We start from the raw sequence: 9,250 nt of genomic DNA on the forward strand, positions 1-9,250 counted from the left end.
GAAATCTGTTCCCGGGGATGGCCGCCTACGGTGTGACGACGACGCGGCCTCGGGTCGCGGGGTGTTCGGCGGCCTCGTGGGCCTGGACGATGTCGTCGAGGGCAAAGCGCCGGACGTCGGGAAAGCACAGGTCCCCCGCGCACAGTGCGGCGGTGAGCTCCACCGCGGCGGCGTGGTTGGCGTGGTCCGGGAAATCGTCGTTGCCCAGGAAGTGCACGGTGACGTTCTTGACCGCAAGCAACCGGAACGGCACCGGGGCCGGGCTGCGGCCGCTCGCATAGGTCGCGATGGTCCCGCCGTACGCGAGCGTCTCCAACCACGTCGCGAGGTTGTCGGTGAACGCGCAATCGGCGACACGGTGGACGCCGTCCGGCGCCAACTCGCGGATCCGTCGGGCGACCTGACCGGACGTCAGGTCGACGGCGTGATGCGCCCCCGCAGCCAACGCCCGGGCGACCTGGGCCCCCTGGCGCACTGCCGCGACCACCGTGGCCCCCGCGCGCCGGCCCACCGCGAGGGAGCTGCGGCCGACCGAGCCCAGCGCACCGGTGACCACGACCGTCTGCCCGGTCACCGTCCCGTCACCGAGGATCGCCCGGTGACCGGTGATGCCCGGCCTGCCCAACCCCGCCGCCTGGTCGAACGGGATCCCCGCCGGCAGCGGAACGGCCTGCTGGTCGGGCACAACGGTGTACTCGGCGGCGGTGCCGAACGGCCGGTAGGACTGCGCGAGGTAGACCCAGACGCGCTCCCCCAGCCGGCGCGCGTCGACACCCCGCCCCACCGCGTCGATGACTCCCGCGCCGTCGTCGTGGGGAACGACCCGGGGAAACCGCATGACCGACTTCGGCGTCCCCTGCCGCTTGCGGGTGTCGCACCGATGCACTGCGGAGACGGCGACCCGGACCCGGACCTCGCCCGGCGCGGGGAACGGTGTCGGCAACTCGCCGAGGATCAGGACATCGCGGGCCGGACCGTGGCGCTCGTACCAGGCCGCTCGCACAACGGCTCACCGCACGCCGGCCGTGCGGTGCGTGTCGGCGCGCGGGGCCGACGGCGGCGTCGAGTCGTACGACGTGCCGCGCAGGCTTTCGCAGCGCGCGAAGAGCTTCGCGATGCGCGTGGTGGGGTCGTTCACAACAGGGTTCCGTTTCGCTCGGGAAGGTACGCGGCACGTCCCGTCGGGCGGCACCGTTGCGGGCCGACCGCGGTTCGCCGCGGCTCGTTCTGTGACTCTTCGACCGTATGGTCGCCACCCCGACCGGACGAGGGACCCGGCATGCCACCGAAGGGACGGCACATGCCAACGAGACGGCCACCATCGACGCGGGACCGATCGTGATCTAGCCTCGGACACTGTGCTCAACGGAACCGTCTCCGCCCGCATGGGGCGCTTCATGGTCGACGCCGCGTGCCAGGCGGGGATGGATCCGGCCAGGCTGATACGACTACCCGACGTCGGCGACACCGTCCTGGCCGACGAGTTCGCTCGGGTGTCCACACCCACCGCACTCCTGCTGTGGGAACAGATCGTCCTCGGACGCCCCGCGGTGCACGCCGGCATGCACGCCGTGCAACTGGCCCCGATGGGTACCTTCGGCGTGTGGGACTACCTGCTCACATCCGGCGAGACACTCGCGGAATCGCTTCGCACCGGCTGCGGCTACGTCACGGTCATCGGGGATCCGAGCACGGAGAAGCTGCACGTGACCGACGACGGCCGCCTGTTCACCGTGACGCACTCCACCGGCCCCGCCGAACCCGATGTGGTCGCCGCCGTCGAGCAGTTCGTCCTGCCGTTGATCAACCGCCGGGCAACCGAGGGGCTGCGGCGTCCCGTCGTCCCGGTGCGCGTCACCTTCCGACACCGACCGCCGAACACGCTCGGGCCGCTGACCGATCTCCTGGGCACCCGGAACATCGAGTTCGGCGCCCAGGTCAACTCGATCACCTACCTCGCCGAGGACGCGCACGCCCCGATGCCGCAAACCCAGCCGGGCCTACAGGATGTCCTGCGCAGCCACGCGGACATGACCATCGCATCGGCCAAGCCGGTCCTCGACTGGCACGGCACCTTCCGCATCACGCTCCGCGCGACCTTCCACGACCCCGACCTGTCCCTGGCCTCGGTCGCCCGGCGGTTGGCACTCAGCCCGCGGACGCTGCAACGCCGACTCGGCGAGCTCGGCACCACGTGGCGCGACGAAGTGGAAGCGGTGCGCGTGGAACTCGCCATGGACCTCATCCGCGACAGCGACATCCCCATGCGAACGATCGCGGCCCGCGCGCGCTTCAGCGACGCGCGTGCCCTGCGCCGCGCCGTCCACCGCTGGCACGGCACCACCCCGGGCGACCTGCGGCGGCGTCACGAACACCCGGCGCGCCCGGGCCGCGAGGACGGATCCGCGGAACCGCCGACCGACCCGCCCACGCCCGACCCACGCGTGTGATCCGCACCGGGCCCGCACCGGTGGCGGCGTCCAGCGCGTAGACGTCCTCCCGGCCGAATACGAAACGCTCTTCAACCCCGCAGCGCACGCTCACACCATCGGCCGGGTCCCCCGACTGTTCGACCACCACCTACCGCCCAAAGCGGAACCCGGCGCTAGGGTGCGAATTGCAGGCCCTGGACCGCCGTCACGTACCAGTCTCCCGGGGCTTGGGACTTCCTCCTGGCCACTGCCTGGCTGTTGGTGTCGAGGGTGTTGTACTGGGTGCCCCGCCACCCGGTGGTGAGGTCGGCCAAGGGAACGGCGCCGAAGAGTCGGCCGACGCCCGAGGCGTCGTAGGCCCGCGCGGAATAGAGTTCCTGGTCCTGCGGGACCTGCGCCTGGATGTTGGTGTTGCAGGCCCTCTCGACGAACTCGACGTCCTGGACCTCCTGGTAGACGCAGTGGGCGCCGTTCTGCTGGTCCAGCACGCGCGACCAGGCGTTGCCGACGGTCTTCATCTGTTGACGCACGACGTCCTGCCTGAGGTCGATGCCGGTCTCCTCGAAGAACTCGATCCGACCCGCGGTGATCACGTCGGCTGCGGTGACGGAGCCTCCGGGAATGACGAGTTGCCCCGACCCGTTCAGAACGGTGGGCTGGGTGGGGTTGCCGCCGAAGCGGGACCCGTACACGTTCTTCCAGGCAACCAGGACCCGGTACTGCCTGGGGTTGGTGGTGGGGATGTCGTAGATCAGGTGGTAGGCGTACATGTCTTCACCTCTCACTCGGCGAGTTGCGGTCCTGGTGGCGCGGGCCCGTCTGCATGCGCCCGATCCGCTGCCGGCGCGACAGTCGGGGTCCCGGCGTCCGCATCGTCGCGGTCCGAGCCGCAGGGGCGGATGGCTTGCCCGGAGCTGTCGCCCTCAGTCGTCCGTGTCTGTGACCAGGACCGCGTATCGCGCCGCGTCCTTGGCGTCGACGCCCTTCGGCAGGGTCGACGACGCGATGTCCATGTGCTGCTCGATGGTCTCGCCACCGCCGTTCACGGCCGGGCGGGCCAGGGTGTAGGCGTCGGCGACCGGATCGGGCCGGTCCACATCGTACGAACCGTCGTCACGCCGGATCGCCCGGGCCGGCGGCCCCTGAAACGGTTCCGACCCCAGCACCGGCCTACCGTTGTCCCTCATCGCAAGCCCCCCGGCTCGATGGGTGCGTCTCGGTACGAAACAACCGATACGACGTCAAGCACGTTCACTCTAGGCACCCCACCCATAGCTCTGCAGCCGTATGGATACACGGGTGAGGTTTGGCGTAAATCCGTACGTTGCCACCCGAACGTGGCCGGATCTACCGCCATCCCTATCGACCGAGCCTCACCCTCGATGATTGAGGACCCCGGGGGCGGATGCCGGCGAGGCGGATGGACCCGGGGCGCGGGCCGGGTCGCGTGCACCGTGCCCGGCACGGTTGCCGACATCCGACCCGGACGCGGCCCGGCGCGTTCGTCGCCGAGCACCACGATCTGTTCGTCCACCATCGAGCGCGCGGTACCCACCCGACCAAGTCCGACATGACGCGATCATTCCCCGGCCCCCTGCCGACCCGGATCCTGCTCCGACTCCCGGGCTACGACGTCCCGTTCGGCCGCCCGGCGCCCGGTCGATCCGCCTCCGCCTCCCCACCGGACGAGCGGGCGGGCCGCGCCACGGTGCCGGGGGCCGGGGCCGAGGCTGCGGGTGGGGCTGGGGCTGGGGCTGGGGCTGGGGCTTCGAACCGATAACTGCGCTCCACCCGAGCGACACGCACCTCGTAGGAGGCGTACCAGCGCTCTCGTCCCAGCCGCTGGGCGTGTCGGTGCTCAGCATTGTCACGCCAGGCTTTCAGCGACTCCTCGTCCGCGTAGTACACGAGGGTCAAGTCGCGACCGTCGGCGGTGCGGGCCGACTCCCGTCCCAGGTAGCCCGGTTGTTTCTCCGCGAGTTCGAGCATCCTCGCTTCGGATCGCGTGTAATTCTCCGAGTCCTCTCCGGACAGGACGGTGCTCAGAATTGCCACGTAATACGGTGGGGCCGGCCAACCGCTTCCCAGATTCTCGATGATGACGACTCTCCCAACTCACGTCGGTCCGCACGTTCCCGGCAGCAGGGGCCGAGCTTCGATATTTCATCGCGTCGGTGCGGCCAAGAATTCCCCAAGCCGAGGCCGGCCGGGAGGGACGCACCGGTCGGCAACGAGGTGATGACGGCTGCCGGGCACCAGGCCGGCGCTCAGGTCACCATGCCGAGGAAGGCACCGCGTCGCCGGCGGGAATCGGACCTCGCGTTCTGCCCGCGCGGTCGTGCGGTGTCGTCCCGCTCTTGCTCGTGAGCACCGGAAAGGCACTGGCGGCCGTTCGGAGCGGACCCGATCACGGCGCAGGCTCACGCGGCACACCGTCCTCCCCGGCGACGTCGTGTCGAGAATGGCGTCCAGGGTTCGCCGGGAACTGAACTCAGGGTTCGGCTATGGCTCACCCTTGCGATGTCCGTCTCGGTGCATCCGGGATAGCCGCCGGCCGGAAGTGCCGCATGAGAGGTGGGTTCGTAAGAGTTCGGAAAGATGTGGAGGGCTCCGTCCGAGTCGGTTCCTCCGCTTGACTGTTCGGTGTCGCTGTCGGACTTCGAACGTCGGGGGATCAGCCATGACGCGAGTGTTGCGGGTGTTGGCCAAGCCGTGGGTGTCGGGGCTGTTGGTCGCGGGAGCGGTCGCGGTCGGGTTCGGGTTGTACTGGTTCCAGCCGTGGAAGTTGTGGGTGGACGACACGGTCGACGAGGCGCTGCCGCCGGTCGCGGCGGCGCCGCCCGTTCAGGTCGGGCTGCCGGCGTCCTCGGCCGGATCGACCGACTCGACCGCATCGGCTCCGGTCACCTCCGCTGCCCCCGCCGGGCCGGGCACGCTCGCCACCGGTGAGTTCATCAGCCACGAACACGCCACATCGGGCAGTGCGCGGATCGTGCGCCTCGCCGACGGCTCGCGCATTTTGCGTCTGGAGGATCTCGACACCAGCAACGGACCGGCCCTGCGGGTGTGGCTGACCGACGCACCGGTCAAGCCGGGCAAGGACGGCTGGCGGGTGTTCGACGACGGCACCCATGTGAACCTCGGCGAACTCAAGGGCAACAAGGGCAACCAGAACTACACCCTGCCCGCCGACCTCGACCTTGCCCGCTACACGAGCGTCTCCATCTGGTGCGATCGGTTCGACGTCTCTTTCGGAGCGGCGGCACTGACCCCGCCGGCGTGACCGGTGCCCGGCGAGTTCCTCGGTGCCTCACGCCGCGCGGCGCGCGCATCGTGTTCATGGGCCGGGGCACAGTCCTCCAGCGCTGGGCCGAAGCCCTCGGGGCCCTGCCGGTACGGGGGTTGCCGACCACCGGCCCGGCCATGGGCCCGGCAACCGTCCGTGCAGCCGGCAACGTCCCGGTCACCGCGTCGATGGCGCGGCCGTTCTCGCGCAGGGCGTTGAGGGTGGTGAACAGGGTTTGGTGGGCGGGGCGGTGCAGGTCGTGAGGGTTGATGCCGACGTAGTCGACGGTCGGGTGGGTGTCAGTCGTCTGCCTTGAGCCCGGACGGCTCCTGGGTGGAGGTGTAGTCCGCAACCAGGTTCGCGTCCGCTGCGTGGACGAGCAGGGTGCCGTCGGCGACCACGTTGGCGCACAAGTCCGGATCGTAGTGGTGGTCCGGCAGCAGGCGTGGGCGGCCGGCGGGGGTCGCAAGGCGGCGGGTCAGGAGCAGGGGCATGGCCATGGGCAACCTCCGGATGCGTCGGGTGGTGGTGGTGCGAACTGCTGCGCGTTTCATGGAGACCGAGTCGGCTCGGCCTCGGAGGGGCGCGCGCGGTTCGCGCAGTCGGTGTGCGGGTTTCGCACTCGCCGCGACACCGGGTGTTCGGTGACCACAGTGGGGCCGGACACCGTCTGCGCGGCCGTTGTCGGGTGGGGTGTTTTGGGGAGGGTTATGGCTATGGTGAGGCCGCCGTGGTGGTTGGCGGTGGTGGTTATCCGGGCTGCGTGGGCGTGGACTATGGCTTGGACTATGGACAGGCCCAGGCCGGAGCCCTTGGCGGAGCCCGTGCGGTTGGGGCGGAAGCGGCGGAAGGGTTCGTAGAGTTCGGGGATGCGGTCGGCGGGGATGACCGGGCCGGTGTTGCGGACGCGGAGGGAGCCGGCCGAGACGCCGACCGTGACGAAGCCGCCCGGGTGGTTGTGACGGACCGCGTTCTCGACCAGGTTGGTGACCAACTGGCGCAGCAGCAGCGGGTCGCCGGAGACCACGCCGCCGGCCAGGTTCGCGTCGACTCGTACGCCCGCCCGTTCGGCCGCCGGGCGGGTCTGGCGCAGGACGTCGGCGGTCAGTTCGTCGAGGGCGACCGGGGAAGCCTGGACGTTGCCGCGTTCGCTCACCGCGAGGTCGAGCAGGCCGTCGATCAGGCGTTCGGTGCGACGGTTCAGTGCGAGGAGTTGTTCGCGCGTCGCCACGATGTCTTCCGGGGAGTGCGGGTCGGCCAGGCCGATCTCGATCGCCGTGCGCTGGATCGTGAGCGGCGTACGCAGCTCGTGTGAGGCGTTGGCGACGAACAGGCGCCTGCTGTCGAAGGATTTCTCCAGGCGATCGAGCATTCCGTCGAAGGTGTCGGCGAGTTGCTTGAGTTCGTCGTCCGGGCCCGGCATGGCGATCCGCTCGTGCAGGTTGTGTTCGGACAACCGGCGTGCCGTCGCGGTGATCCCATGGACCGGGCGCAACACCCGGCCGGACATCCACCAGCCGACCAGGATCGAGGCCGCGGCCAGGAGCAGCAGTGCCGCGATGAGCACGGTCAGCAGTTGACTCATCGTCACGTCCTGGCCTGTGTCGATGGCCCGACGGATGGACTCGGCGGGAATCACGGTGAATTGGCTCGCAGCGCCCGGCAGCGGCACGGCGGGTTGGGACCGGCCGGTGACGTTCTCGGTCTGGTCGTACGTGCCCGACGAATCCACCGCGAACGTCCTGGCCATCGCCATCGGTAGTTGTCGGGACAGCCGCTGGTCGACGAACCAGTACACGATGCCCAGCAACACCGTGCCGACAACGAGCGACATGCCGCCGTACATCAGCGCGAGTCGGGCCCGCGCCGACGGCCGGCGAAACAGTGCCCGGGATAGCAGCCGTACGCCTGTCACCGGGCCGCTCGTCCGGAATCCTCTCGGGCCCCTTCCAACGCATACACGCAGTCTGCTCATATCAGGCATCCCGATCCGGGCAAGGTTCGGATGACTTGGGGGTCCTGCGCGCTGTCGCCGTCGTACGCGACCTCCACGGCGATCGCCGCCCGGGGCAATCCTCGGGCGGTCGGATCGGCCGGTAGTTCCTCGTCCTCGGTCACCAGGACTCGCACAGTCTCGTCGCTCCGCTTCGGCCGGGGGAAAGGTGGGGAGTCGGGCCGGAAAGGCGTGGGGGCAAAGAGCGATTGGCCCGGATTGGCAGACTTCCAACCCAACCCCACCGGTTATACGCGACTTGGCGTTAACTCCGGATAACCGGTTCGAGTAACGGCCTGGAAACCCCCCGAGGCGTAGACCTGTTGCCGCATCCTTCGTCGTCACGGCGGTGACAACGAGGGGTGGCCACACGACCGACGGTAGGACTACAGGTGGGAGCGGCAGTGATGACGAGGTTTGGGCGCGCGGGATCGGGACGGCCTCTGGCGCTGCGGTTGGCGGTTGGGGTGGTTCTGGCGAGTGGCCTCGCCTTGACCACGGCCGGGTGCGGTGACGACGGCGGCGGCTCGGCGAAGAACAAGGTGGCCTCGGGCGGCGGCAGCGGCGCGAAGGCCGAGAGCAGTGGCGGCGGTTCCGGCTCGGGCAAGGGTGACGATGCCCAACGCCGCGACCAGATGGTGAAGTTCGCGAGCTGCATGCGTGAGCACGGCGTCGACATGCCGGACCCGGAGCCCGGCGAGGGTGGCGCGATGCGGATCGGGGCGATGCCCGCGGACGAGGGGTCGTCCAAGACCGAGGACGCGATGAAGGCGTGCGAGAAGTTCCAGCCGAAGAGCGACTTCGACCCCAACGACCCCAAGTTCAAGGAATGGCAGGCCAAGCACACCAGCTGCCTGCGCGAGAACGGCGTGAACGTGGGCGACCCCGGCGCGGGCGGCGCGATGATCACCCTCGACGCGAGCGACGACAAGGTGATGAAGGCGATGGAGTTGTGCAACAAGAAGGTTCCCCCGCTGACGAACAAGAAGTAGGGGCGGCCTCGTGGTTTCGATCGACACCCCACAGCACGAGTACGACACGGGACCCGCGCCGGCCCCTGCCGACCCGGACGGCACGCCGCACCCACGCGGGCGTCGGCGTCGCCGTCGCCGGCGGGCACTCGCGGCGGCCCTGGTGCTGGCCTCGGCGGGCGGCGCGGCGGCCGTTCTGCTCTCCGACGGCGGCGACGGCTCCGACGCCTCGGCGAACCGCACGAAGCTGGATGCGGTGCCGGTGACCCGGGCGGATCTGGTGGATCGGCAGAATGTGGACGGCAGGCTCGGGTACGGCGGTACGTACACGGTGAACGCGGCCGCGCCGGGTCCGGACAAGGAGACGCCGCCTCCGAGTGGTGGGAACAAGCCGCAGGGCGGCGGCACTGCGCCGCCGTCGCAGGGCCCGGGCGGAGGCAACCAGTCCCAGGGTTCGGGTGGTGGGTCCGGTACGGGTGGTGGGTCCGGTACGGGCGGAGGTTCCGGTCGGGGTGGTTCGCCGCCGGATGCCGGGAACGACGCGGGGCCCGGGACGATCACCTGGCTT

At 70.0% G+C, this 9,250-nt stretch carries 10 protein-coding genes and 1 pseudogene; 4 read left to right on the forward strand and 7 right to left on the reverse strand.

Features of this window, described 5'->3' with window-relative positions:
* Window positions 1-25 precede the first annotated feature (25 nt).
* Both ACIBSV_RS31020 and ACIBSV_RS31025 read right to left on the reverse strand, forming a co-directional pair.
* On the reverse strand, window positions 26-1,003 hold the full coding sequence (locus ACIBSV_RS31020) for a zinc-binding dehydrogenase (protein WP_395868853.1): 978 nt from the start codon (window positions 1,001-1,003) through the stop codon (window positions 26-28).
* A 6-nt stretch (window positions 1,004-1,009) separates the two neighbouring features.
* The gene (locus ACIBSV_RS31025) at window positions 1,010-1,138 is read right to left on the reverse strand and encodes a hypothetical protein (RefSeq protein ID WP_395868855.1); all 129 of its coding nucleotides are present in this window, start codon (window positions 1,136-1,138) and stop codon (window positions 1,010-1,012) included.
* A gap of 220 nt (window positions 1,139-1,358) precedes the next feature.
* On the opposite strand from ACIBSV_RS31025, the gene ACIBSV_RS31030 reads away from it, so the two are divergent.
* Entirely contained in the window at window positions 1,359-2,450 is a 1,092-nt protein-coding gene (locus tag ACIBSV_RS31030) for an AraC family transcriptional regulator ligand-binding domain-containing protein (RefSeq protein ID WP_395868857.1), read from the forward strand.
* Window positions 2,451-2,605: 155 nt separating this feature from the next.
* Here ACIBSV_RS31030 and ACIBSV_RS31035 read toward each other — a convergent pair whose 3' ends face one another.
* The 3 genes from ACIBSV_RS31035 to ACIBSV_RS31045 form a co-directional block, all read right to left on the reverse strand.
* Window positions 2,606-3,202 (reverse strand): hypothetical protein, encoded by a 597-nt coding sequence (locus tag ACIBSV_RS31035; protein WP_395868859.1) that lies wholly within the window; start codon window positions 3,200-3,202, stop codon window positions 2,606-2,608.
* 153 nt (window positions 3,203-3,355) lie between these two features.
* Window positions 3,356-3,619 (reverse strand): hypothetical protein, encoded by a 264-nt coding sequence (locus tag ACIBSV_RS31040; protein ID WP_395868861.1) that lies wholly within the window; start codon window positions 3,617-3,619, stop codon window positions 3,356-3,358.
* 439 nt (window positions 3,620-4,058) lie between these two features.
* Window positions 4,059-4,487, reverse strand: a complete 429-nt coding sequence (locus ACIBSV_RS31045) for an antibiotic biosynthesis monooxygenase family protein (RefSeq protein ID WP_395868863.1) — start codon at window positions 4,485-4,487, stop codon at window positions 4,059-4,061.
* 625 nt (window positions 4,488-5,112) lie between these two features.
* On the opposite strand from ACIBSV_RS31045, the gene ACIBSV_RS31050 reads away from it, so the two are divergent.
* The gene (locus ACIBSV_RS31050) at window positions 5,113-5,715 is read left to right on the forward strand and encodes a DM13 domain-containing protein (RefSeq protein WP_395868865.1); all 603 of its coding nucleotides are present in this window, start codon (window positions 5,113-5,115) and stop codon (window positions 5,713-5,715) included.
* 302 nt (window positions 5,716-6,017) lie between these two features.
* Here ACIBSV_RS31050 and ACIBSV_RS31055 read toward each other — a convergent pair whose 3' ends face one another.
* The gene (locus tag ACIBSV_RS31055; protein ID WP_395868867.1) at window positions 6,018-6,218 is read right to left on the reverse strand and encodes a hypothetical protein; all 201 of its coding nucleotides are present in this window, start codon (window positions 6,216-6,218) and stop codon (window positions 6,018-6,020) included.
* Between the two features lie 50 nt (window positions 6,219-6,268).
* Window positions 6,269-7,633, reverse strand: a complete 1,365-nt coding sequence (locus tag ACIBSV_RS31060; RefSeq protein WP_395868869.1) for a sensor histidine kinase — start codon at window positions 7,631-7,633, stop codon at window positions 6,269-6,271.
* Between the two features lie 569 nt (window positions 7,634-8,202).
* Between ACIBSV_RS31060 and ACIBSV_RS31065 the strand changes: the two genes are divergently transcribed.
* Window positions 8,203-8,703, forward strand: a complete 501-nt coding sequence (locus ACIBSV_RS31065) for a hypothetical protein (protein WP_395868871.1) — start codon at window positions 8,203-8,205, stop codon at window positions 8,701-8,703.
* A 10-nt stretch (window positions 8,704-8,713) separates the two neighbouring features.
* Window positions 8,714-9,250 (forward strand): annotated as a pseudogene (locus ACIBSV_RS31070) (hypothetical protein); the annotation flags it as partial.

This window comes from Embleya sp. NPDC050154 (genome assembly GCF_044460165.1).
In the GTDB taxonomy this organism is placed as follows: Bacteria; Actinomycetota; Actinomycetes; order Streptomycetales; family Streptomycetaceae; genus Embleya.

Coding starts and splice junctions, on each gene's coding strand:
- ACIBSV_RS31055 (WP_395868867.1), bottom strand. CDS start 6,218: ATGGCCATGCCCCTGCTCCTGACCCGCCGCCTTGCGACCCCCGCCGGC.
- ACIBSV_RS31040 (WP_395868861.1), bottom strand. CDS start 3,619: ATGAGGGACAACGGTAGGCCGGTGCTGGGGTCGGAACCGTTTCAGGGG.
- ACIBSV_RS31050 (WP_395868865.1), top strand. CDS start 5,113: ATGACGCGAGTGTTGCGGGTGTTGGCCAAGCCGTGGGTGTCGGGGCTG.
- ACIBSV_RS31035 (WP_395868859.1), bottom strand. CDS start 3,202: ATGTACGCCTACCACCTGATCTACGACATCCCCACCACCAACCCCAGG.